This window comes from Pseudomonas sp. LTR0 (assembly GCF_036630035.1).
Classification (GTDB): Bacteria; Pseudomonadota; Gammaproteobacteria; order Pseudomonadales; family Pseudomonadaceae; genus Aquipseudomonas; species Aquipseudomonas putida_Y.
In genome coordinates this window covers 4,259,049-4,282,933 of the sequence record NZ_CP123734.1, presented here as the reverse complement: position 1 = coordinate 4,282,933, position 23,885 = coordinate 4,259,049, and the positions used below count along the sequence as shown (strand labels likewise).

Sequence of the window (23,885 nt, the reverse complement as noted above, 5' to 3'; positions counted from 1 at the left end):
CCTCAGGCGTACGCGCGCACGTTGTTCAGCACCACTGGGCGCGCCCAGTGGATGTCGAACTCCAGGTCATTTTGCTGCTTGGCCAGGGTGGCGTCGTCGAACGGTTCGGGCGCCGGGTCCAGCAGGTTCGTCTCGAACTCGGCAATGGGCAGGAATAGTGACCGTGGCGTGGGGGCAGGGCCGGGCTCGGCAATGGGCTGGCCCTGGCTCATTACCACCGGACGCAGCCAGCTGTTGTTGATGTCGAGCTGGCGCTGCTGCTCGATCAGTTCAATGGCACTGAACGGCTCGGGCGCGGGTGGTAGCAGCTTGGCCTCGAGCTCGGCCTTGGGCAGGAACAGCGGCTCGGGCGGTGCCACCACGGTGTCTTGCACCGGGCAGGCGCGCTGGGCGTCGATCAACGCCAGTGCACGGGCGCCGCCGATGGGTTCACCGCTGTCCTGGTCGTACTGCACGAACGACTGGCTGACGCCGTCTACGGGCTCTTCCTGCTGCTCGGCCATCGCCCGGGCAAAGAAATCCTGCCACAGGTGGCTGACGCCCCCGAGTGCCTGGGTGTTGTGCTGACTGTAGTTGCCGACAGGCGACAAGTAGGTCAAGCCGATGGGAAGAGTATCTGACATGGCAGTCGTGCGCGTTGTGCTCTGGCAGAATAGCGGGATATTGCCTGTATCGGCCGTGGTTGCCGATTCATTAAGGGCTTGGTTTGATTTTTCGGGTGTGAACGATGGAAGAGCAAGGCACGGGTATCAAGGTCGAGGCGATGACAGCTGAGTATGCGCAACAGGCCAGGGTGTGGGCTGAACGCCTGGGCCTGCCGCTGCAGGACGATACCGCCGCCTTCGCGGTGCAGGTGGGCGCCGACGGCTTGCAGATTCAGCAACTGGGCCCGCAGGCGCCCGGGCCGGTGCGTGTAGACTTCGTCGAAGGCCAGGCTGCGCATCGCCGCCAGTTTGGCGGTGGCAACGGGCAGATGATCGCCAAGGCTGTGGGCATTGCCCAAGGTATCCGGCCGCAGGTGCTGGATGCCACGGCGGGGTTGGGCAAGGACGCGTTCGTGCTGGCCAGCCTTGGCTGCCAGATGACCCTGATCGAGCGCCAGCCGCTGATTGCCGCGCTGTTGGAGGACGGCCTGGCGCGGGCGCGAGCGGACGAAGAAGTGGGCCCGATTGTCGGGCGCATGCGCCTGCTGACCGGCAACGCCATCGAGCGCATGCGCGCCTGGGAAGGGGAGGCGCCGCAGGTGATCTACCTCGACCCGATGTTCCCACACCGCGACAAGAGCGCCCTGGTGAAAAAGGAAATGCGCGTGTTCCGGCCCTTGGTGGGCGATGACCTGGATGCACCGGCCCTGCTCGAAGCCGCCCTGGCACTGGCCAGCCACCGGGTGGTGGTTAAGCGGCCGCGAAAGGCGCCAATCATCGACGGGCCGAAGCCCAGCCACAGCCTGGAAGGCAAGTCGAGCCGGTATGACATTTATCCGAAGAAGGCGCTGAAAGCCTGACGGTTGTGTTACCTGCCCCAGCCTCTTCGCGGGTAAGCTCGCGAAGAGGCCTGCAAAGATATCCAGATATCAGGGTTTGAATGCCCTCAAAAATACCCCCACCACCTCGCGCACATGCGCCTCGGCTTCATCGCCTTCCAGCGGCCCCGCACAACCCAGCAGCAAGCGGTAATCTGGCGCCCCCTTGACCAGGCAGAAGAAGTGCTCTGCCGCCCTCAATGGGTTGTCGATGCGCAGCAGTCCGCGCTCGTGGGCCCCGCGCAGCAGGGCTTCCATCCCGGCCAGCACGCGCTTGGGCCCGGCTTCGTAGAAGTACTCGCCAAAACTCGGGTCCAGGCTGCCCTGGGCCATGATCAGGCGGCTGAGCTTGATCGCTTCGTCACTGCTGATAAGCGCCTGGAAGTTGCGGGCAATGGTCAGCAGCACTTCTTCCACCGGTACCCCCTCGGGATACTCGAACAGCAGGTCAGGCAACTGGATCTGGCAGGTGGCCATGACCGCCGAGCAGAACAGGGTCTGCTTGTCGGTGAAGTGGCTGTACACAGTGAGCTTTGAAACACCTGCCGCCGCAGCGACCGCATCCATGCTGGTGTTGGCGTAGCCAAGGCTGAGGAACAGCGTCTTGGCCGCTTCGAGAATTGCCTCGCGCTTGGCCAGGTCCTTGGGCCGGCCCGGGCCGATGGGTGCGTCGTTGGACATTGTGGTCTGCATCTGGTTGAAGGATCACCATCTTAACGGGTCAGGCGCCATCCGGCGAAAGCCAGGCTGCATTACCTGCTCACCGCACGCTTGAAAAACCCGCGCACACCCTTCCCGGCATCGTTGCGCTGATTTAATATACCCGTCAGTACAAATATTAAATGTGCACTCCGCGAAAGGATTCATCATGTTGCGCCATGCCTTGTCCATCGCTCTGCCCGCCGCTGCTGCCCTGCTTCTGGCGGCATGTGGCCAGGAAGCCGCCCCACCCGCTGCGCCGCGCCCGGCGCTGGTGGTGCAGCCGCAGCCGGCCGAAGCCGCTGCCGACAGTTACCCCGGCGAAGTGCGCGCGCGCTTCGAGCCGGAGCTGGCCTTCCGCATTGGCGGCAAGGTCAGCAAGCGCCTGGTGGAGGAGGGGCAGCGGGTCAAGGCCGACCAGCCGCTGGCCGAGCTGGACCCGCAGGACGTGCGCCTGCAACTTGAAGCCAATCGCGCCCAGCTGGCGGCTGCCGAGGCCAACCTGGCATTGGTGCGCGCCGAGCGCGACCGCTACCAGAAGCTGCTGGAACGGCAGATGGTCAGCCATTCCCTGTACGACAATGCCGAAAACCTCTACCGCGCAGGCCTTGCCCGTCTGAAGCAGGCCAAGGCCGAGTTCGATGTGGCTGGCAACCAGGCCGAATATGCCGTGCTGCGTGCGCCGCAGGCCGGGGTGATCGCCAAGCGCCAGGTTGAAGTGGGCCAGGTGGTCGCCGCCGGGCAGACCGTGTTTACCCTCGCCGCCGATGGCGAGCGAGAAGTGGCCATCGGCCTGCCGGAGCAGCAGTTCGCTCGCTTCGCTGTGGGCCAACCGGTGAGCGTGGAGCTTTGGTCGCACCCGCAGGCGCGTTTCCAGGGGCGCATTCGCGAGCTGTCACCGGCTGCCGACCCGCGTTCGCGCACGTTCGCGGCGCGCGTCGCCTTTACCACGGCCGCCGTTCCGGCTGAGCTGGGCCAGAGCGCCCGGGTGTTTATCGCCAAGGATGGGCTGATCCCGCTGTCGGTACCGCTGTCGGCAGTGACTTCGGAAAACGGTCAGGCCTATGTCTGGCGGGTGAACAAGGAAAGCCGCCTGGAGCGGGCGACGGTGCGGCTGGGGGCGTATGGCAGCGACAGTGTGCCGGTACTCGAAGGCCTGGACCCGGGTGACTGGGTGGTTGCCGCTGGTGGCCATGTACTGCGCGAGGGCCAGGAGGTACGCCCTGTGGACCGCAGCAACCGTGTAGTGAACCTGGCGGCCAAGGAGTAAGTCCCGATGGGTTTCAACCTTTCTGCCTGGGCGCTGCGCAACCGCCAGATCGTCCTGTTCCTGATGATCCTGCTGGCCGCCATTGGCGCCATGTCGTACACCAAGCTTGGCCAGAGCGAGGACCCGCCATTCACCTTCAAGGCCATGGTCATCCGCACCCTGTGGCCGGGCGCCAGCGCCGAAGAAGTGGCGCGGCAGGTGACCGAGCGCATCGAGAAGAAGCTGATGGAAACCGGTGAGTACGAGAGGATTGTCTCATTCTCCCGCCCCGGCGAATCGCAGGTCACCTTCATGGCCCGCGACTCGCTGCATTCCAAGGACATCCCCCAGTTGTGGTACCAGATCCGCAAGAAGGTTGCGGACATTCGCCACACCTTACCGCCGGAGATCCAGGGCCCGTTCTTCAACGACGAGTTCGGCACCACCTTCGGCAATATCTATGCGCTGACTGGCGAAGGCTTTGACTATGCGGTGCTCAAGGACTACGCCGACCGTATCCAGATCCAGCTGCAGCGGGTCAAGGATGTGGGCAAGGTCGAGCTGATCGGCCTGCAGGACGAGAAAGTCTGGATCGAGCTGTCCAACCTCAAGCTGGCCACCCTCGGCGTGCCGCTGGAAGCCGTACAGAAGGCGTTGCAAGAGCAGAACGCGGTGAGCACCGCCGGTTTCTTCGAGACGCCCAGCGAGCGCCTGCATCTGCGGGTGAGCGGGCGTTTCGACAGCGTCGAGCAGATCCGTCAGTTCCCCATTCGCGTGGGTGATCGCACCTTCCGGATTGGCGATGTCGCCGAGGTGCACCGTGGCTTCAACGACCCACCCGCACCACGCATGCGCTTCATGGGCGAGGATGCCATTGGCCTGGCAGTGTCGATGAAAGACGGTGGCGATATCCTTGTTCTGGGCAAGGCCCTGGAAGGCGAGTTCGAGCGCCTGGCGCACAGCCTGCCGGCCGGCATGGAGCTGCGCAAGGTTTCGGATCAACCGGCGGCGGTGAAGGCTGGCGTGGGGGAATTCGTCCAGGTGCTGGTCGAGGCGCTGGTCATTGTGCTGCTGGTGAGCTTCTTCTCGCTGGGTCTGCGCACTGGCCTGGTGGTTGCGCTGGCCATTCCGCTGGTGCTGGCCATGACCTTTGCCGCCATGCATTACTTCGGCATCGGCCTGCACAAGATTTCCCTCGGCGCACTGGTGCTGGCCCTTGGCTTGCTGGTGGACGACGCGATCATTGCCGTGGAGATGATGGCGATCAAGATGGAGCAGGGCTACGACCGCCTCAAGGCAGCAAGCTATGCCTGGACAAGTACGGCCTTCCCGATGCTCACCGGTACGCTGATCACGGCAGCAGGCTTTCTGCCGATTGCCACCGCAGCCTCCAGCACGGGCGAATACACCCGGTCGATCTTCCAGGTGGTGACCATCGCTCTGCTGACCTCGTGGGTGGTGGCTGTGGTGTTCGTGCCTTACCTGGGCGAGCGCCTGCTACCCGACCTGGCCAAGCTGCATGCCGCACGCCATGGCAAGGACGGCCATGCGCCAGACCCCTACGCCACCCCGTTCTACCAGCGTGTGCGACGGCTGGTGGAGTGGTGCGTACGGCGGCGCAAGACGGTGATCCTGCTGACCGTTGCCGCCTTTATCGGCAGCATCCTGCTGTTCCGCTTCGTGCCCCAACAGTTCTTCCCGGCCTCCGGGCGTCCGGAGTTGATGGTTGACCTGAAGCTGGCCGAAGGCGCCTCGCTGGCCAATACCGCCAAGCGGGTCAAGCAGCTGGAGGCGCTGCTCAAGCAGCAGGACGGTATCGACAACTACGTGGCCTATGTGGGCACCGGTTCGCCGCGCTTCTACCTGCCGCTGGACCAGCAACTGCCGGCAGCCAGCTTTGCCCAGTTCGTGGTGCTGGCCAAGTCTATGGAGGACCGCGAGCGCCTGCGCAGTTGGCTGATCAGCACTGTGGACCAGCAGTTCCCCGACCTGCGTGCCCGGGTCACGCGCCTGGAGAATGGCCCGCCCGTGGGCTACCCGGTGCAGTTCCGGGTCACTGGCGAGCATATCGAGAAGGCCCGTGCACTGGCCCGTGAAGTGGCTGACAAAGTGCGCGAGAACCCGCATGTGGTGAACGTGCACCTGGACTGGGAGGAACCCAGCAAGGCGGTGTTCCTCGAAATCGACCAGGACCGCGCCCGGGCGCTGGGTGTGAGCACCGCGCACCTGGCGAGCTTCCTGCAAAGCTCGCTGATCGGCACCACGGTCAGCCAGTACCGCGAGGACAATGAGCTGATCGAGATCCTGCTGCGCGGCACCCTCCAGGAGCGCAGTGACCTGGGCAACCTGGGTAGCCTGGCGTTGCCTACCGACAATGGCCAAAGCGTGGCGCTGTCGCAGGTGGCGACCCTGGAGTACGGCTTTGAAGAAGGCATCATCTGGCACCGCAACCGCTTGCCGACGGTGACCGTGCGTGCCGATATCTACGACCAGGAGCAGCCGGCGACGCTGGTGAAGCAGATTCTGCGGACCTTGCAGGACATCCGCGCCAAGCTGCCCGATGGCTATCTGCTGGAGGTGGGCGGCACAGTGGAGGACTCCGAGCGAGGGCAGAAATCGGTGAATGCCGGTATGCCACTGTTCGTCGTGGTAGTGCTGAGCTTGTTGATGATCCAGCTGCGCAGCTTCTCGCGCACGGTGATGGTGTTCCTCACCGCGCCGCTGGGGCTGATTGGTGTGACCCTGTTCCTGCTGGTGTTCCGCCAGCCGTTTGGCTTTGTCGCCATGCTCGGCACCATTGCCCTGGCGGGGATGATCATGCGCAACTCGGTGATCCTGGTGGACCAGATCGAGCAGGACATCGCAGCGGGGATGGAGCGCTGGCAGGCGATCATCGAGGCTACGGTGCGGCGCTTCCGGCCGATCGTGCTGACCGCGCTGGCGGCGGTGCTGGCCATGATCCCGTTGTCGCGTAGTGTGTTCTATGGACCGATGGCGGTGGCGATCATGGGTGGGCTGATCGTGGCCACGGTGCTTACACTGCTGTTCCTGCCGGCGTTGTATGCGGCGTGGTTCAGGGTGAAGAAGGGCTGAAGACCGCAGGGGGAGGGCTTGGCCCTCCCTTCGCGGGTGAACCCGCTCCTACAGAGGACCGCGCAGGCTTTTCGATCAGTGTAGGAGCGGGTTTACCCGCGAATACGGTAGCGGCAGCAACGGTGAACGGCTGGTGAAAATTGGCCAGCAGGCCCGGCCCTTTCGCGGGTGAACCCGCTCCTACAGCGCGCCGAAAACCTTCTTGGCCAGGCTGGTAGCTGCGGCTGCCGGATTCTGGCGAATGCTCTGCTCCTGCTTGCCGATCATCTCGAACAGGCCATCCAGCGCCTTCTCGGTCACGTAGTTCTCGATATTGGCGTCATCCTTGACCAGCCCCAGGCCTTTGGCCTGGGCGGCGAAGGCATTGTACTGCTGGGCCACGCCAACCTTGTCGGTGGCCTGCTTGACGATTGGCAGGAACTTGGCGCGGATCTGCTCGCGGCTGCTCTTGTTCAGGTACTGGGTGGCCGAGTCGTCACCGCCGCTGAGAATGCCCTTGGCATCGGTCACGCTCATGTTCTTCACGGCCTCCACCAGAATTGCCTGGGCCTGCGGCACGGCAGCCTCGGCGGCCTTGTTCATGCTGGTTTCCAGGGCTTCGACCTGTTCACCCTTGCCGAACATTTTCATCGCCTTGGCAGCTTTGCCCAGGTTGCCTGGCAGCTCGATGCGCACGTCCGGGTTGTTGCTGAAGCCGCCTGGGGTGCTCAGTTGCTTGACGGCCAGTTGCGCACCTTGGGTCAGGGCGTCCTTCAGGCCGCCGGTGGCGTCTTTCTGGCTGAGGTCGCCGAGCGACAGGGCCAGGGCGCTGGCCGACAGCAGCAGGCCGGCGCACAGGGTGGTGAAGCGCAGGGAAGTGCGGATCATGAAGCTTTCCTTGTAAACGGATGAGTACGGGTATCAGCGAACCTGGTCTACCTTGATGCGTACCGATTGCGGGTCACTGCCATCGAGCGCGACAGCGTGCTGTTCGGTGTTGATGAACAGCAACTTGCCATTCAGCTCGATGCGCGCGCTCACCGCATAGCGGTGGCCAGGCTTGACCTGCGCGGGATCATAGGTGAGATGGAACGGCAGTGGTACGTTGCCTTTGACCGGGCCGGCCTGGCGCGCCAGGGTTACGGCAGGGGCGTCCATCAGTGACACATCCTGCAGTTCCACGCTCAGGGTGGCGGCAGGCGGCAGGGCAATACGCTGCAGGTAGAAGACTTCACCGTCCAGGCTGGCCTGGCTGTGTGGGTTTTGGCTGGAACAGGCTGCAAGCAGGGATGCGCAACACAGCATAAAGAGCTTTTTCATGGAATCTCCGGTGTCCTTGGAGCTGGCTTGTGGCCAACCCCAGGGACTTTAGCGGATTTTCCCGACCGATGAACCGTTAGAGGGCCGAAGTTTCCAGCCCGTCGTCACGGTGCAGGGCCACCTGGCGGATCGACAGGCGCAGCTCGGCCGACAGCACACGCTTGGCCACGCCCTCGGCCAGCTCGCCGAGCTTGTCCTGATAACCCAGCTTGCCTTGCGCGTCGGCGTGCAGCACGCCTTGCTCGAGCAAGGTCTGGATGAAGTGGCGGAACAGCGTCTTGTCGAAGAACTCCGGCGCGTTCAAACCATGCAGGATCGACAGGCGCTGGGCCATCATCACGCACAAGTCTTCCAGCGCTTCGGCACTCAGGCTGTTCTGCCCGCTGTTGATCAGCAGCGAGGTGGCCATGTAGAAGCGCTGCAGGGTCTGGGTGATGGTACGGGCGAGCAGGGTCAGCAACACGAATTGCCGCGAGCTGGGCGCCGGGCGCACGTACAGATCGTTGTCCTGGCGCAGCAAGCCCTGTTCCACCAACGCGACCAGCCATTGGTCGATTACTTCGTCCAGCTGTTCTGGCGTCCAGCGCAGAAACAGTTCGGCCTGCAGGTACGGGTACAGCGCGTGCACATACTGGCCCAGCAGTTCACGGCTCATGCGTGAACTGCTGAGGAAGAAGCTGGCCAGCAGCGCCGGCAGGGCGAAGATGTGCAGCACGTTGTTGCGGTAATAGGTCATCAGTACCGCATTGCCTTCATCCAGATAGAGGATGCGGCCCAGGGCGTCCTTCTGCTCGGCCATCAGGTTCATGCTGCGTACATGTTCGATCAGTGCCTGGCCGTCGCCCTCGGGCAGGGTGGTATGCGGCGAGTAGGGCACTTGGCGCAGCAGCGCCAGGTACAGGTCGAGTACGCGGGTCAGGGCGCGTTCGTCCAGGGCAAGGCGGCTGGTGGACAGCAGTGCCAGGGCCACCAGGTTGACCGGGTTGATGGCGGCTGCCTCGTTGAGGTGACGGGCCACGGTTTCTCCCAAGCGGGCGGTGGTGGCGTTGAGCCAGTCCGGACGGTACTGCGGACCGTGATCCTGTTCACGCCAGCCGGGCTGCTGCTGGTCGAGGAAACCAGCCAGGCGGATGGGTTCGCCGAAGTTCACGTAAACTTGGCCAAAGCGCTGCTTGAGTGCGCCGAACACCTTGAAGATGTCGAACACCGACTCCTTCTTCTTGCTGGCGCCGCGCAGTTCGCCCAGGTAGGTACGGCCTTCGAGCACGCGTTCGTAGCCGATGTACACCGGCACGAACACGATTGGCGTACGCGACGAACGCAGGAAGCTGCGCAGGGTAATGGCCAGCATCCCGGTGCGCGGCTGCAACATGCGCCCCGTACGCGAGCGGCCGCCTTCGACGAAGTACTCGACCGGGAAGCCCTTGGTGTACAGGGTGTGCAGGTACTCGTTGAACACTGCCGTGTAAAGCGGGTTGCCCTTGAACGTGCGGCGCATGAAGAAGGCGCCACCACGGCGTAGCAGGTTACCCACCACCGGCATGTTGAGGTTGATGCCTGCAGCCACGTGCGGCGGAGTGAGGCCGTTGCGGAACAGCAGGTACGACAGCAGCAGGTAGTCGATGTGGCTGCGGTGGCACGGCACATAGATCACTTCATGGCCAGGGGCGATACCCTGCACCTGTTCGATGTGGTTGACCTTGATGCCGTCGTAGATCTTGTTCCAGAACCAGCTGAGCACCACTTCGAGGAAGCGGATGGCGGTATAGGTGTAGTCCGAGGCTATCTCGTTGCCATAGCGCAATGCCTGGGCCTCGGCTTTGGCCAGCGGCAGGTTCTCGCGCTGAGCTTCGTCGGCAATCGCCTGGCGCACTTGCGGGGCATGGACCAGGCCTTTGACCAGGGTGCGTCGGTGCGAGATGTCCGGGCCGATGACGGCAGTCTTGAGGTTGCGAAAGTGCACGCGCATCAGGCGCTGGGCCATGCGCACGGTGCGCTCGTGGCCTTTGTTGTGCTGCACCAGTTCGCGCAGGTGGATTGGCGCGGAGAACTGTACCCGGGTCTTGCGCCCCAGGATCAGTACGGTCAGCAGCCGGCGCAGGCGCCCGGTTACCGCCCAGCTGTCGGCGAACAGCAGCTTCCAGGGGCTGGACTCGCTGGCCGGGGTCTGGCCCCAGAACACGCTGACAGGAATGATCTGCGCATCTTCTTCGGCATGCTGGCTGACGGCAGCCACCAGGCGCTCGAGCGTGGGCGGGGCGCCGCTTTTGTCCTGGCGGCCGAGCCAGTCCGGGTCGGGGGTCAGGTAGAAGAACGCGGCGGGTTCCTGCAGTGGGCCGACGGCTACCGGCAGCACCGGGCGCGGCAGCCCCGCCTTGGTGCACTCGTGGTCGAGCACGGCCAGGTCGGTGAGCGCGGGCGAGGGCAGCGCATAGAACACCGGCCGGCTGCGGTCGAGGTTGAGGGTCATGGAAGACTGGTTGATGGTCTCGGAGCGCACCCACAGGTACAACAGGCGACGCAGGCCGCCGAATATCAGGCGGTGCAGGGGGGAACGGGTCATGGGGTGTGTGCCCTGGGTGTGATGTTCAGGTGAGTATTCTGCTATTTAGTCTGCCGTATCGGCGTAAGTTCAGCAAAATTCGGCCAACAGCGGGGCCGTCATCAATTTTTTTTGTTCTGTGTCATATACTCGGCCTGCCACTTGCAGGATATTTCAGCAAGCGGCGTTGGCACGGGGCATGTGACCTCGTGCCTGCAAGGCGATCTTCACAATAAAAATCCGGAGTAGTTCAGATGTCGTCTCGTGAGACTGGGAATGTAAAGTGGTTCAACGATGCCAAGGGTTATGGCTTCATTCAGCGCGAAGGTGGTGCGGATGTGTTCGTCCACTATCGGGCGATTCGCGGTGAGGGGCATCGTACCCTGGTCGAAGGGCAGCGGGTGGAGTACGCCTGCGTGCAGGGCCAGAAAGGCCTGCAAGCTGAAGACGTAGTGGGCCTCTGAGCCTCTGGTTTCAAGCCGTAGGAGCGGGCTTGCCCGCGAAGCAGCCACCACGGTGGCTGTCACGGGCATAGCCCGTGTTCGCGGGTAAACCCGCTCCTACAGAAACAAGCAAGGCTGCCGTTTCATGATGTACGCCAGGTGATTTCCTCTTCACCGTCGGCGCTGATGCGGACCCAGCGGTCGGCATCTTCTTCCCCGTCTTCCTCAACCCAGCCACCCGGCGCGCAGCGCACTTCCACACCCAGTGCGGCAAATGCGGCGCGGGCGCAGGCAACGTCATCTACCCAGGGCGTCTGGTCGCTTTCCAGGTACAGGCTGTTCCATTTCCCTACAGCCTTGGGTAACCAAGTGACCGGAATGTTACCGGCCTGGCATTTGAAGGTATGGCCTTTCTGCTTCCATTCAGTGCACGTGCCGATCGCCTGGGCAAGCCATTCGGCAATCTGCTTGTGGTCGACGTCGGCGTCCTTCAGGTAGATCTCGATATCAGGTTGACGCATAAGGGCTCCGGGTGTGCTCAGTCTTGGCGCACGAAATAGTCATAACGCATGGAAACCGTGACCTCGAACGGCTCGGCCTGGTCGATCACCCGGGCCCGTTTTTCGGCGCTGGCGCGCCAGCCGTGTGGGGTCATGGCCAGCAGGTCGGCGCGGGCCTTGGGCGCGGCCAGGCTCAGGCGGAACTCGAGGGTTTCGCTGTGGGCATGGGCCATGCCTTCAGGGACCAGGGCCAGGTGCTTGTCGTCGGCGTAAGGGCGTACTTCATCGTAGAGCACTTCACGCAGTTCCATCAGGTGGCCGCTGGTCGGGCCGACCCGCATCAGGCCGCCGCCGGGGCTGAGCAAACGCTTGGCCTCGGCCCAGTCAAGCGGGCTGAAAACGCTGGCGATGAACTGGCAGCTGGCGTCGGTCAGCGGCACGCGGGCCATGCTGGCGACCATCCAGGTGACCGCCGGTGCTCGGCGGCAGGCACGCTTGACCGCTTCGCGGGAGATGTCCAGCGCATAGCCGTCGGCGGCCGGCAAGGCCTGGGCGATCTGTGCGGTGTAGTAACCCTCGCCGCAGCCGATGTCCAGCCAGGCGCCTGGCTGGCGCTCGGCGGCCAGCTCGGCCAGGCGGCGGGCGACTGGCGCGTAATGGCCGGCGTCGAGAAAGTCGCGGCGGGCCTCGACCATGGCCTGGTTGTCACCGGGGTCTCGGCTGTTCTTGTGCTGCACCGGCAGCAGGTTCAGGTAACCCTGGCGGGCGCGGTCGAAGCGGTGGCCGGCCGGGCACACCACTCCATTGTCGAGCCGGCTCAGCGGCGCTTGGCAAAGCGGGCAGGCAAGCATCAGGCGAGCAACCGGACCAGGGTCTGGTAGTAGATTTCGGTCAGCAGATCGAGGTCACTGGCAAGGATCCGCTCGTCAACCTGGTGGATCGTAGCGTTGACCGGGCCGAGTTCGACCACCTGGGTGCCCATGGTTGCGATGAAGCGTCCATCGGAGGTGCCGCCGCTGGTGGAGGGCTGGGTATCGCGACCGGTGACGCCCTTGATGCTGGCCGCTACGGCGTCGAGCAGCTCGCCTGGCTCGGTCAGGAACGGCAGGCCCGACAGCGCCCAGTCGACCGACCAGTCCAGTTCATGCTTGTCGAGAATCGCCGACACCCGCGCCTGCAAGCCTTCAACGGTGGACTCGGTGGAAAAACGGAAGTTGAACAGCGCGGTCAGCTCGCCCGGGACTACGTTGGTGGCGCCGGTGCCGGAATTGACGTTGGAGATCTGGAAGCTGGTTGGCGGGAAGAACGCGTTGCCTTCGTCCCAGTGCTCGGCAGCCAGTTCCGCCAGGGCCGGGGCGGCCAGGTGGATCGGGTTGCGCGCCAGGTGCGGATAGGCCACATGGCCCTGCTTGCCGCGTATGGTCAGCTTGGCGCCCAGTGAACCACGGCGACCGTTCTTGACCACGTCACCCAGCAAGGTGGTGCTGGACGGTTCGCCGACGATGCACCAGTCCAGGCGCTCGTTGCGCGCTTTCAGGCGCTCGACCACCGCCTTGGTGCCGTGGTGAGCCGGGCCTTCCTCGTCGCTGGTGATCAGAAACGCGACTTTGCCGCGGTGGTTCGGGTAGTCCTGCACGAAGCGCTCGCTGGCGATGACCATGGACGCCAGGCTGCCCTTCATGTCGGCGGCGCCACGGCCGCAGAGCATGCCGTCGGCGTCGATCAGCGCCTCGAAGGGTTCATGCTGCCATTGCTGGACCGGGCCGGTGGGCACCACGTCGGTGTGGCCGGCAAAACACAGTACCGGGCCGTCCTGGCTGCCGTGGGTGGCCCAGAAGTTGTCGACGTCTTCAATGCGCATCGGCTCCAGCTGGAAGCCTACGGCACCCAGGCGTTTCATCATCTGCGCCTGGCAATCGGCGTCGACGGGGGTGACCGAGGGGCGACGGATCAGGTCGCAGGCCAGTTGAAGGGTAGGCGAGAGCTCGGCAGGGGCCGTCATGGGGGACTCCGGGGCAAGGCAAGGCGGGGAAATCTGAGGGGCGTTATCTTATATCAAATGATTTCGGGCAGCACGGCCCATTCGCGGGCACGCCCGCTCCACCAGGTACCGCGCAGCTCTGAATGCCTGTGGCAGGCCTGTGGGAGCGGGCGTGCCCGCGAATGGGCTGCACAGGTCAGCCCAGGCAACTTCAAGCCTGCTGCGCTTCGGCAGCCTTTTCTGCGGGCTTGGGCAGCGACGACAGAAATGCCATCACCAGCGCTGCCACATATGGCAACGACTGCACCAGCAACATCGCCACCCAGAAGCGCATGTCCGAGCTCGGCAGCCCCTGAACCAGGTAGATGCCCAGCGCCGCGCCCCACAGCAGCACCATGATGAACAGCTCTTCACGCGCTTCGGAAATCGCCACCAGCAACCCATGGCTGTCAGCATTCTTCGGCGTGCGGAAGAACGGCATGCTGCTGGTGAAGAAACCATACAGGACCGCCTTGGCGATGGTGTGCGACAGTGCCAGCCCGGCCAGTGCAGCTGCGAAGGCATCCTTGAGGTTCACCCCCACCGCTCGGCGGTACAGGAAGACGATCTTGCCGACCTTGAAGAAGAACAGCGCCAGCGGCGGGATGGCAAAGATCATCAGCGGCGGGTCGACCCGATGCGGCACGATGATCATCGCCGCCGACCACAGCAGCGCGCCGATGGTGAAGAAGATGTTCATGCCATCGGCGATCCACGGTAGCCAGCCGGCCAGGAAGTGGTAGCGCTGGCCACGGGTCAGCTGGCTGCCTTTGCCGCGCAGCAGTGCGCTGGCGTGGTGCTTGATGATCTGGATGGCGCCGTAGGCCCAGCGGAAGCGTTGCTTCTTGAAGTCGATGAAGGTGTCAGGCATCAGGCCCTTGCCATAGCTGTTGTGGGCGTAGGCGGCGGACAGGCCTTTCTCGAACACGCGCAGGCCCAGTTCGGCGTCCTCGCAGATGCACCACTCGGCCCAGCCCAGTTCTTCCAGCACACTGCGCCGGGTCATGGTCATGGTGCCGTGCTGGATGATCGCGTCACGGTCGTTGCGGGTGACCATACCGATGTGGAAGAAGCCCTTGTACTCGCTGTAGCACAGCTTCTTGAAGGCGCTTTCGTGCTGGTCGCGGTAATCCTGCGGTGACTGCACCACGGCAATTTTCGGGTCGGCGAAGTGCGGCACCATGTGCTTGAGCCAGTTGCGGTCGACGCAGTAGTCCGAGTCGATTACCGCGATCACTTCGGCGTCCTTGGCCGTGTGCGGGATCAGGTAGTTCAGCGCGCCACCCTTGAAGCCGGCCAGAGGCGCGACGTGGAAGAACTTGAAGCGCTCGCCAAGCTTCTCGCAGTGGGCCTTGAGCGGCTCCCAAACGGCCGGGTCCTTGGTGTTGTTGTCGATCACCAGCACTTCGTAGTCGGGGTAGTCCAGGGCGGCCAGGGCGTCGAGGGTTTGTTTCACCATCTCAGGTGGCTCGTTGTAGCACGGCACATGCACCGACACCTTGGGCCGGTAGGCACTGTCGGCCTGCACGGGCAGGAACTCGCGGCGCCGCTTGTGTATCCATACCGCCTCGGCCAGTTCGTGGGCCTCGGTGAGCAGCACGATGAACACGCCCAACGCGCCAAGGGCCAGCAGCACGCCCACGGTCAGGCTGAACCAGGTGCTGTATTGCTGGCTATAGTCGTAGGCGATCCACACCAGCACCGACCCGCACAGGAAGGTGATGAACGTCAGGAAGGTCCGGCCACGCTGGCGCAGGGCCGAGCCATCAATGAACAGCACCGTCAGGGCGATCATTGCCAGCACCACCGACGCCACTGCCAGGGCCCGCCACTGCGGGATCGCCACCACGGGGCCGTCGAAGTTGAACTTCTGCTGGCGCTCGGCGTTGTAGACCCCCCAGTAGGCGCCTACCGAGCCTTCGTCGCTGGCTTTCCAGGGTTGGTCATAGGCTTCAATGACAAAGTAGTTATAGCCCCTGCGGTTGAGGGTGTTGACCAGGGTGCGCAAGTAGATGGCCTGGTCGGCCTGTGTGGCATCGGCACCACCGCGCATGCGGCCGTTGCTTGGCCAGCCGACTTCCGACAGCAGCAGGGGTTTGCGCGGGAACTGGCGCTTCAGTTCACGGGCGCGGTCGAGGACGAACTCGACCGAATCCTTCATCGGCACGAACTCCCAGTAGGGCAGGATGTGCGCCGCAATCAGGTCGACGTGCCTGGCCAGCTCGGGGTGTTCCTTCCAGATGTGCCATTGTTCACTGGTGGTCACGGGCACCTTTACAGCTGCGCGTACCCGGTCCAGGTATTTGATCAGGTTTTCCGGTGTGACTTCTTCCCGGAACAGCGCCTCGTTGCCGACCACCACCCGCACCACGCTACGCGACGTGTTGGCCAACTGGATGGCCGTGGCGATTTCGCGCTCGTTGCGCTCCAGGTCCGGGCTGATCCATATCCCCAGTGTTACCCGCAGGCCCAACTCCTCAGCCAGGCGCGGGATGTCGGCCTGGGTGCCTTCCACGGTATAGATACGGATGCTGTCGGTCAGTTTGCTCAACTGCTCCAGGTCCTGGCGCATTTCGTCGTCAGTGGGATACTGACCCTTCTGTGGGCTTTCGCCCAGGCGGAACGGCGAATACGAAAAGCCAGAGATCTGTTCTGGCCAGGCGGGGGCGGAGACCGGGCGGTTGATCAGTGCCCAGAACCCGGTGAACAGTGCGGCGATGGCCAGCACCACTACCAGGTTCAGGCCGAATTTACGTGAAGACATCGTCGTCCATTCATGTCGAAGTGATAGGACATTAAAGCAGGGTTGGCAGTCTCTTTCCTAACGATGCAGGGCAAGGGCTCACTGGCATATAATGCGCGCCGGTTTTTTGGGGTATGAACATGAGCACAGAAGATCCACGCTTTGCCGGCGTTGCCCGGTTGTATGGCGACCAAGGGCTGCAACGGCTGGGCCTGGCCCATGTGGGCGTGGTCGGTATCGGCGGTGTGGGCTCGTGGGTGGCCGAAGCGCTGGCCCGCAGCGGCGTGGGCGAAATCACCCTGTTCGACCTGGACGATGTCTGTGTCAGCAACACCAACCGCCAGGCCCATGCGCTGGAAGGGCAGGTGGGGCGGCCCAAGGTCGAGGTCATGGCCGAGCGCCTGCGGGCGATCAACCCGGCGTGCACGGTGCATGCGGTGGCCGACTTCGTCACCCGCGAGACCATGGCCGAATACATCACCGAGCACCTCGACTGCGTGATCGACTGCATCGACAGCGTCATGGCCAAGGCGGCGCTGATCGCCTGGTGTCGGCGGCGCAAGATTGCCATTGTCACTACCGGTGGCGCGGGTGGGCAGATCGACCCGACGCAGATCCAGATCGCCGACCTGAACAAGACCTTCAACGACCCGCTGGCCTCGCGGGTACGCTCAACGCTGCGCCGCGACTACAACTTCTCGCGTAACGTCAGCCGCAACTATGGAGTGCCGTGCGTGTTTTCCAGCGAACAGCTGCGTTACCCCAAGGGTGATGGCAGCGTTTGCCTGCAGAAGAGCTTTGTCGGTGAGGGCGTGCGTCTGGACTGCTCGGGGGGCTTTGGAGCGGTGATGATGGTGACCGCGACCTTTGGCATGGTGGCGGCGAGCAAGGCGATCGAGAAGCTGGTGGCCGGCGCGCGCCGGCCGTCGGAACGGGTCAAGCCTGAATAGACCGCGTGGGCATCTTCGCAGGGCCGGCCGCTACAGGTATTGCCTCTCTCTCAAGCATGATGCCGTACCTGTGGGAGCGGGCTGGCCCGCGAAGAAACCGGCGCCGATTCAGCGGTTGGACGCCAACTCCGCCATCCGCTGCAACACTGCATGCAGCCCATTGCTGCGCGACGGCGACAATTGGCGCTCCAGCCCGAGCTGGGTAAACCACTCGCGCAGATCAAGCCCGGCCAGCTCCTCACTGGCCAGTCCCTGCACCCGCACCAGCAACAGCGCCAGCAGCCCACGCAACAAGCGGGCATCGCTGCTGGCCTTGAACCGCCACACGCCCTCGACCTGCTCGGCCACCAGCCACACCAGGCTCTCGCAGCCATGCACCCGGTTGGCCTCGGTCTTTTCGGCGTCATCCAGCGGGTCCAGCCGTTCACCCCACTGCATCAGCAGCCGCGCACGCTGTTCCCAGCCTTTGCCCTGTTGAAAAGCTTCCAGCGCTTGCTGCGCCTGTTCCTGCAGGCTCATCGCAACAGCTCCAGGCCTTGGTCCAGCGCGTCGAAGAAACGCTGCAAGTCATCGCTATCGTTGTACAAACCCAGTGACACCCGTATCGCGCCCTCCAGCCCCATCCCCTTCAGCAGTGGCATGGCACAGTGGTGACCGGTGCGCACGGCAATGCCCTGTTCAGTCAGTAGGTGGGCGATATCAGCGTTGTGCACGCCCTCGATGACGAAACTGGCCAGTGCCGTCTGCGGTGCGCCCAACACCCGCACGCCCTCGCGGTCGCCCAGGCCACGCAGCAGGTGCTGGTGCAGGCTGGCTTCATGCGCTGCGACCGCATGGGCATCGAGGCTGGCCAGGTAGTCCAGTGTCGCGCCCAGGCCGATCACCCCGGCAATGGGCGGCGTACCCGCTTCGAAGCCCAAGGGGGCGGGACGGAAGGTGGCGCTGTGGTACTCGGCCAACTGCACCATCTCGCCACCGAACTGCCAGTGGCGCAACAGCTGCAGAGCCTGGCTGCGGCCATAGAGCACGCCGACGCCGTCCGGACCGTACAGCTTGTGGCTGGAAAACACATAGAAGTCGCAACCCAGTTGCTGCACGTCATGGCGGCCATGCACCACGCCCTGGGCGCCATCGACCACCGTCAGCGCGCCCTGGGCGCGGGCATGGGCCAATAGCGCTGGCAGCGGCTGCCAGGTACCCAGCACGTTGGACAGCTGGCTGATGGCGAGCACCCGGGTGCGTGGGCCGATCAGTTGCAGTGCCTGGTCCTGGTCGATACGACCATGGGCATCCAATGGCAGCACCACCAGGCGCAGGTTGCGCCGGTGCGCCAGCTGTTGCCAGGGCAACAGGTTGGCATGGTGCTCCAGGGCACTGACGGCAATTTCGTCACCGGCTTCCAGGCGGTGTTCCAGGCCATAGGCCAGCAGGTTCAGTGCCGAGGTGGCGCCGTGGGTGAACACGATCTGCCGCGAGTCTGCGGCATTGAGCCAGGCGGCGACCTTGTCGCGGCTGGTTTCGAAGGCCTGGGTCGCCAGCGCACCGGGCAAATGCTGGGCACGGTGCACGTTGGCCGCGCCATGGCCGTAGTAATGGCTCAGGGCATCGAGCAAGGCTTGCGGCTTCTGGGTGGTGGCGGCGCTGTCCAGATAGGTCTGGTGCTGCCGTTGCAGGGCGGCGATGGCGGGGAAGTCGGCACGCCAGGGAGAGGGCTGGAACATGTTTGCGAGGCCTGGAATGAAAATCGGGTCTGGTGCATTGGCGCCAGACCCGATCTTAACACCTCAAACCCGGCAAGGTTCTCAGTTGTGAGCGTGCAGCGCTTCGTTCAGCTCGATGGCCGACTTGTGGGTCTTGCACTCAACTGCGCCGTTGAGCGAGTTGCGGCGGAACAGCAGGTCGGTCTGGCCGGCCAGGTCGCGGGCCTTGACCACTTTGACCAGTTCGTTGTTCTCGTCCAGCAGGTTCACCTTGGTGCCCGCGGTGATGTACAGGCCGGCTTCGACGGTGTTGCGGTCGCCCAGCGGAATACCGATACCGGCGTTGGCGCCGATCAGGCAACCCTCGCCGACTTTGATGACGATGTTGCCGCCACCGGACAGGGTGCCCATGGTCGAGCAGCCGCCGCCCAGGTCCGAGCCCTTGCCGACGAATACGCCAGCGGAAACGCGGCCTTCGATCATGCCCGGGCCTTCGGTGCCAGCATTAAAGTTGACGAAGCCTTCGTGCATGATGGTGGTGCCTTCGCCAATGTAGGCACCCAGGCGCACACGGGCGGTGTCGGCGATACGCACGCCGGCCGGGACCACGTAGTCGGTCATTTTCGGGAACTTGTCCACCGAGAACACTTCCAGCAGCTCGCCCTTCAGGCGTGCTTCCAGTTGCAGTTCGGCCAGTTCGGCCAGGTCGACCGCGCCCTGGTTGGTCCAGGCCACGTTCGGCAGCAGCGGGAAGATGCCGGCCAGGCTTACGCCATGCGGCTTGACCAGGCGGTGCGACAGCAGGTGCAGCTTGAGGTAGGCCTCTGGGGTCGAGCTCAGTGCTGCGTCTTCGGCCAGCAGGGTGGCGACCAGCGGCTTGTGGCTCTCTGCCAGACGGGTCAGCAGGGCGGCCTGGGCAGCGTCCACGCCTTTCAGGGCTTCGGCCAGTTGTGCGGCCTGGGCGTTGCTGAAGGCGATGGCCTGGTTGCCACCTTCGTAACCGAGAACAGGGGCTACTGCAGCAACCAGTTCGGCGCTCGGGTTGAGCAGGGGTTGTGCGTAGAACACTTCCAGCCAGGCGCCCTGGCGGTTCTGGGAGCCGACACCAAAGGCCAGGCTGAACAGGGTATTGGACATGTGATTACCTCGTGCGAAATAGGGTAGGGGCTCAGGCCAGGGCAGCGGCGTACAGGTCGGGCTTGAAGCCAACCAGGGTACGCGCGCCAAGGTCGAGCACCGGGCGTTTGATCATCGACGGCTGGGCCAGCATCAGCTCGACGGCCTTGGCCTGGTCGAGGTCTGCCTTGCTGGCGTCGTCCAGCTTGCGGAAGGTGGTGCCGGCACGGTTGAGGATGACTTCCCAGCCGTGTTCGTCGCACCAGCGGTTCAGGCTGTCACGGTCAATGCCTTGGGTCTTGTAGTCGTGAAATTCGTAGGCGATGGCTTTGTCTTCGAGCCAGGTACGCGCCTTTTTCATGGTGTCACAGGCTTTGATGCCGTAGAGCGTGTAGGTCATTGTGTACATTGGGGGTACAAGTCGCCCCAATCTCTCCGTTTTTCGATGTCAGTCGCGGGATTATGCGGGAACGAGACAGGGAGCGCCACGGGTGTGCAAGTCTTGGGTTTTGATGGGGCGTGGTTAGGTCTGCCTTGAGTCTTGTAGTGCCTGTGAGATCGAGCGCCGCCCGCGCGGCGCTTCGCGGGTAAACCCGCTCCTACGTTTGTTTCGGGCCAGTATCGCCTGTGCCAGACCCGCGCGACCGCCTTGTTTGTACGACGCGATATCGAGGCGTGCGCCAAGGCGTTCGCGCGCAGATGCCACAGGCATAACTTGCCCGAAACAAACGTAGGAGCGGGTTTACCCGCGAAGCGCCGCGCGGGCGGCGCTCGATCTCGCAGGCGCTGAATGTCTTAAGCCGGGAACCTGGCGGCGCTCGATCTCACAGGCGCTGAATCTCTTCAGCCGGGAACCAGGCGGCGCTCAATCTCGCAGGCGCTACAAGACTCAAGGCAGGCCCTACCATCAAACCTAAGTATCATCATGTTACATATTCAACCTCCACCTGCGACTATCGTGCAGCGGCCCCAGCTCGCCGGTCGCCGCTAACATATTGTTCCAATGGCGATGTTTCGCCTTGCTATCGTTTCTGGTTCTCAAAGGAAGCCTTACCGGATGCAGTCCGCCTACACCGTCCTCATCCTGCTGACCCTGGTCAGCCTGTCGAAGCTGGTCGGCCGTGTGATCCCGCTGCCATTGCCGCTGGTACAGATTGCCGCCGGTGCCTTGCTGGCGTGGCCGACGCTGGGCCTGCATGTAGCCCTTGACCCCGAATTGTTCCTGTTCCTGTTCCTGCCTCCGCTGCTGTTCGCCGACGGCTGGCGCATCCCCAAGCGTGAGTTATGGCGCATTCGTGGCCCGGTAGTGGCGCTGGCCGTGGGGCTGGTGTTGTTCACCGTGGTCGGGGCCGGTTACTTCATCCACTGGTTGCTGCCGAGCATCCCGTTGCCGGTGGCCTTCGCCCTGGCGGCAGTGCTTTCGCCGACCGACGCCGTGGCCGTTTCGGCCATTGCCCAGGACCGCCTGCCCACTCCCCTGATGCACATGCTGCAGGGCGAGGCGCTGATGAACGACGCGTCGGGCCTGGTAACCTTCAAGTTCGCCCTGGCGGCGGCGATCACCGGGGTGTTTTCGTTGGCTGACGCCAGCTTCAGCTTCGTGTTGGTCGCACTGGGCGGCCTTGCGGTGGGCGTGGTACTGAGCTGGTTGATCGGTCGCCTGCGCATGTGGATGATCACCCGGGGCTGGGACGATCCGGCTACCCATGTGGTGTTCATGTTGCTGCTGCCGTTCGCAGCCTACGTGCTGGCCGAGCGTTTGGGCGTTTCGGGTATTCTCTCGGCAGTGGCGGCCGGCATGATGCAGAGCTGGCTCGACCTGCTGCCGCGTCAGACCAGTACCCGCCTGCTCAACCGCAGTGTCTGGTCGTTGCTGGAGTTTGCCTTCAATGGCCTGATCTTCCTGTTGTTGGGCTTGCAGTTGCCAGACATCATCAAGGCTGTGGTCAGCCACGAAGCGACCCTCTGGCCGACATTGGCCTACCGATGCCTGGACGTGGTGGCGATCTTTGCCGCACTGATTGTGTTGCGGTTCATCTGGGTCCAGAGTATCTGGCGCTCGATCGGTGTGGTCCGTCGCTGGCGCGGCAAGCCGGCACTGGTGCTGATGCCTACGGCGCGTTCCTGCTGGTTGCTGACCTTGGGGGGTGTGCGCGGCGCTGTCACCCTGGCGGGTGTCATGTCGATCCCGTTGCTGATAGGGGCTGGCACCGCTTTCCCGGAGCGTGATCTGCTTATCTTCATTGCTGCGGGGGTAATCCTGCTGTCGTTGATCAGCGCCTGCATCGCGCTGCCGATATTACTGCGCGGGGTGACCAAGAGCCCGGACGAGCGCTTGCACCAGGAAGTGCAGGAAGCCTGGCGGCGCACGGCCGAGGCGGCGATTCATGCCTTGGAGGCAGAAGAGGTGATCGACAGCAACGCACCGCAGGATGCTGCGCAGGCAACGTTGGCGACCGAGTTGAAGGCGCGCTTGATGGCTGAATACCGGGATGAGCTGGAAAGCTACGACGACAGTGCCGAAGCCAAGGCCCTGGCCGCACAGATGGACTTGCTGGAGCGGCGTTTGCGCTTGCGTGCACTGAGGGCGCAGCGGCTGGAGCTTTACAACCTGCATCGCCAGCACCTGGTGGGGGATGAGGTGGTGCGGCAAGTACTGGGTGAGCTGGATATGAGTGAGGCGAACCTGGGGCAGGTCAAGTAGACCCTATCAAGACCCTTCGCGGGCTCGCCCGCTCCCACAGGTACTGCGCTGAGCTTGAAATCAGCGCAGTACCTGTGGGAGCGGGCGTGCCCGCGAAGGGGTTGATCAGCGGTTTTGCAGGAAGGCGCGAATCCGCTCCGCCGCCTCGATGCATTCGGCCAGCGGTGCAACCAGTGCCATGCGCACGCGCCCGGCACCCGGGTTCACCCCGTCCACTTCACGCGACAGGTACGACCCCGGTACCACGGTCACATGCTGGGCTTCGAACAGGTCACGGGTGAACTTGGCATCGTCGCCCGGTACCTTGGCCCACAGGTAGAAGCTGCCGTCCGGGCGCTGCACGTCCAGTACCGGCTGCAGAATATCCAGCACGGCGTCGTACTTGGCCCGGTACTGGTCGCGGTTCTCGCGCACATGCGCCTCGTCCTGCCAGGCGGCGATGCTGGCCAGTTGGGTTTGTACCGGCATCGCGCAGCCGTGGTAGGTGCGGTACAACAGAAACGGCTTGATGATCCGGGCATCGCCAGCGACGAAGCCCGAGCGCAGCCCCGGCAGGTTGGAGCGCTTGGACAGGCTGTGGAACACCACGCAGCGCGCAAAATCGCTACGACCAAGCTCGGCGCATGCCGTCAGCAGGCCTGGCGGTGGTGCGTCTTCGTCGAAGTACAGCTCGCTGTAGCACTCATCGGCGGCGATCACGAAGTCGTGCTCGTCAGCCAGGGCAATCAGCTTCTTCAGGGTGTTCATCGGCACCAGCGCACCGGTAGGGTTGCCCGGCGAGCACAGGAACAGGATCTGGCAACGCTTCCACACCTCGGCCGGTACGGCGTCGAAGTCCGGGTTGAAACCGTTGTTTTCCAGGCACGGCAGGTAGTGCGGGGTGGCGCCGGCCAACAGCGCTGCGCCTTCGTAGATCTGATAGAACGGGTTGGGGCTTACCACCAGGCCGTCATCGGCGCGGTTGACCACGGCCTGGGTGAAGGCGAAAAGTGCTTCACGGGTGCCGTTGACCGGCAGGATGTGGCGGTCGGCGTCCAGCCAGCCGGTCGGCACGCCAAAGCGTCGTTCGCACCACTGACCGATGGCCTGGCGCAGGGCTGGCAAGCCGATGGTGCTGGGATAAACCGCCAGCTTGTCGAGGTTGTCGGCCATGGCCTGGGCGACGAACGCCGGCGATTCGTGCTTCGGCTCACCGATCGACAGGGCGATGGCGCGTTTGTCCGCCGCAGGCGTCACGCTGCCCAGCAGGGCACGAAGCTTTTCGAACGGATAGGGCTGAAGCTGGGTCAAGGCATGGTTCATCGG

The 23,885-nt window shown here is 63.9% G+C and carries 20 protein-coding genes; 6 read left to right on the top strand and 14 right to left on the bottom strand.

The features are described 5' to 3' along the window. Positions 1 to 2 precede the first annotated feature (2 nt). The gene (locus tag QCL51_RS19640; RefSeq protein ID WP_101196212.1) at positions 3 to 623 is read right to left on the bottom strand and encodes an energy transducer TonB; all 621 of its coding nucleotides are present in this window, start codon (positions 621 to 623) and stop codon (positions 3 to 5) included. 104 nt (positions 624 to 727) lie between these two features. Here QCL51_RS19640 and QCL51_RS19635 point away from each other — a divergent pair, with 104 nt between their 5' ends. Beyond that, on the top strand, positions 728 to 1,504 hold the full coding sequence (locus QCL51_RS19635; RefSeq protein WP_323601640.1) for a class I SAM-dependent methyltransferase: 777 nt from the start codon (positions 728 to 730) through the stop codon (positions 1,502 to 1,504). 69 nt (positions 1,505 to 1,573) lie between these two features. Here the strand turns inward: QCL51_RS19635 and QCL51_RS19630 are convergent, their stop codons facing one another. Next, positions 1,574 to 2,215, bottom strand: coding sequence for a TetR/AcrR family transcriptional regulator (locus tag QCL51_RS19630; protein WP_021785930.1), 642 nt, complete (start codon positions 2,213 to 2,215; stop codon positions 1,574 to 1,576). A gap of 175 nt (positions 2,216 to 2,390) precedes the next feature. Between QCL51_RS19630 and QCL51_RS19625 the strand changes: the two genes are divergently transcribed. Together QCL51_RS19625 and QCL51_RS19620 are read left to right on the top strand one after the other, a co-directional pair. Continuing rightward, complete coding sequence (locus QCL51_RS19625) at positions 2,391 to 3,491, top strand: efflux RND transporter periplasmic adaptor subunit (protein ID WP_021785929.1); 1,101 nt, start codon at positions 2,391 to 2,393, stop codon at positions 3,489 to 3,491. Between the two features lie 6 nt (positions 3,492 to 3,497). Beyond that, positions 3,498 to 6,563 carry an efflux RND transporter permease subunit gene (locus QCL51_RS19620; RefSeq protein ID WP_338444057.1) on the top strand — a complete coding sequence of 1,022 codons (3,066 nt, stop codon included), beginning with the start codon at positions 3,498 to 3,500 and terminating at the stop codon, positions 6,561 to 6,563. Between the two features lie 180 nt (positions 6,564 to 6,743). Here QCL51_RS19620 and QCL51_RS19615 read toward each other — a convergent pair whose 3' ends face one another. The 3 genes from QCL51_RS19615 to plsB all read right to left on the bottom strand — a co-directional run bounded on the left by QCL51_RS19615 (position 6,744) and on the right by plsB (position 10,425). Then, the gene (locus QCL51_RS19615; RefSeq protein WP_021785927.1) at positions 6,744 to 7,430 is read right to left on the bottom strand and encodes a DUF4197 domain-containing protein; all 687 of its coding nucleotides are present in this window, start codon (positions 7,428 to 7,430) and stop codon (positions 6,744 to 6,746) included. A gap of 33 nt (positions 7,431 to 7,463) precedes the next feature. Next, positions 7,464 to 7,862 (bottom strand): YbaY family lipoprotein, encoded by a 399-nt coding sequence (locus QCL51_RS19610; RefSeq protein WP_021785926.1) that lies wholly within the window; start codon positions 7,860 to 7,862, stop codon positions 7,464 to 7,466. Positions 7,863 to 7,938: 76 nt separating this feature from the next. Further along, on the bottom strand, positions 7,939 to 10,425 hold the full coding sequence (plsB, locus tag QCL51_RS19605; RefSeq protein WP_021785925.1) for a glycerol-3-phosphate 1-O-acyltransferase PlsB: 2,487 nt from the start codon (positions 10,423 to 10,425) through the stop codon (positions 7,939 to 7,941). A gap of 233 nt (positions 10,426 to 10,658) precedes the next feature. Here plsB and QCL51_RS19600 point away from each other — a divergent pair, with 233 nt between their 5' ends. Continuing rightward, positions 10,659 to 10,868 (top strand): cold-shock protein, encoded by a 210-nt coding sequence (locus tag QCL51_RS19600; protein WP_003252255.1) that lies wholly within the window; start codon positions 10,659 to 10,661, stop codon positions 10,866 to 10,868. 122 nt (positions 10,869 to 10,990) lie between these two features. Here QCL51_RS19600 and QCL51_RS19595 read toward each other — a convergent pair whose 3' ends face one another. The 4 genes from QCL51_RS19595 to QCL51_RS19580 form a co-directional block, all read right to left on the bottom strand. Continuing rightward, positions 10,991 to 11,368, bottom strand: a complete 378-nt coding sequence (locus QCL51_RS19595) for a hypothetical protein (RefSeq protein WP_330508463.1) — start codon at positions 11,366 to 11,368, stop codon at positions 10,991 to 10,993. 17 nt (positions 11,369 to 11,385) lie between these two features. Continuing rightward, positions 11,386 to 12,198: a putative RNA methyltransferase gene (locus QCL51_RS19590; protein WP_021785923.1), complete on the bottom strand. Its 813-nt coding sequence runs from the start codon at positions 12,196 to 12,198 to the stop codon at positions 11,386 to 11,388. Then, on the bottom strand, positions 12,198 to 13,349 hold the full coding sequence (dapE, locus tag QCL51_RS19585) for a succinyl-diaminopimelate desuccinylase (RefSeq protein WP_021785922.1): 1,152 nt from the start codon (positions 13,347 to 13,349) through the stop codon (positions 12,198 to 12,200). The genes QCL51_RS19590 and dapE overlap by 1 nt, the downstream gene beginning before the upstream one ends. A gap of 190 nt (positions 13,350 to 13,539) precedes the next feature. Continuing rightward, positions 13,540 to 16,131, bottom strand: coding sequence for a glycosyltransferase (locus tag QCL51_RS19580; RefSeq protein WP_021785921.1), 2,592 nt, complete (start codon positions 16,129 to 16,131; stop codon positions 13,540 to 13,542). A gap of 119 nt (positions 16,132 to 16,250) precedes the next feature. On the opposite strand from QCL51_RS19580, the gene tcdA reads away from it, so the two are divergent. After that, complete coding sequence (tcdA, locus tag QCL51_RS19575) at positions 16,251 to 17,060, top strand: tRNA cyclic N6-threonylcarbamoyladenosine(37) synthase TcdA (RefSeq protein WP_162149610.1); 810 nt, start codon at positions 16,251 to 16,253, stop codon at positions 17,058 to 17,060. Between the two features lie 108 nt (positions 17,061 to 17,168). Here tcdA and QCL51_RS19570 read toward each other — a convergent pair whose 3' ends face one another. The 4 genes from QCL51_RS19570 to QCL51_RS19555 all read right to left on the bottom strand — a co-directional run bounded on the left by QCL51_RS19570 (position 17,169) and on the right by QCL51_RS19555 (position 20,276). After that, entirely contained in the window at positions 17,169 to 17,579 is a 411-nt protein-coding gene (locus tag QCL51_RS19570; protein ID WP_021785919.1) for a SufE family protein, read from the bottom strand. Further along, on the bottom strand, positions 17,576 to 18,781 hold the full coding sequence (locus tag QCL51_RS19565) for a cysteine desulfurase (RefSeq protein ID WP_338444052.1): 1,206 nt from the start codon (positions 18,779 to 18,781) through the stop codon (positions 17,576 to 17,578). Before QCL51_RS19565 ends, QCL51_RS19570 begins: the two co-directional genes overlap by 4 nt. A gap of 81 nt (positions 18,782 to 18,862) precedes the next feature. Next, entirely contained in the window at positions 18,863 to 19,897 is a 1,035-nt protein-coding gene (dapD, locus tag QCL51_RS19560; RefSeq protein WP_021785917.1) for a 2,3,4,5-tetrahydropyridine-2,6-dicarboxylate N-succinyltransferase, read from the bottom strand. 31 nt (positions 19,898 to 19,928) lie between these two features. Next, complete coding sequence (locus QCL51_RS19555) at positions 19,929 to 20,276, bottom strand: ArsC family reductase (protein WP_003252272.1); 348 nt, start codon at positions 20,274 to 20,276, stop codon at positions 19,929 to 19,931. A 657-nt stretch (positions 20,277 to 20,933) separates the two neighbouring features. On the opposite strand from QCL51_RS19555, the gene QCL51_RS19550 reads away from it, so the two are divergent. Continuing rightward, a complete protein-coding gene (locus tag QCL51_RS19550; RefSeq protein ID WP_012053546.1) occupies positions 20,934 to 22,580 on the top strand; it encodes a Na+/H+ antiporter in 1,647 nt (548 codons plus the stop codon). Between the two features lie 105 nt (positions 22,581 to 22,685). Here the strand turns inward: QCL51_RS19550 and dapC are convergent, their stop codons facing one another. Next, positions 22,686 to 23,882 carry a succinyldiaminopimelate transaminase gene (gene dapC / locus QCL51_RS19545; RefSeq protein ID WP_021785916.1) on the bottom strand — a complete coding sequence of 399 codons (1,197 nt, stop codon included), beginning with the start codon at positions 23,880 to 23,882 and terminating at the stop codon, positions 22,686 to 22,688. Positions 23,883 to 23,885 lie beyond the last annotated feature (3 nt).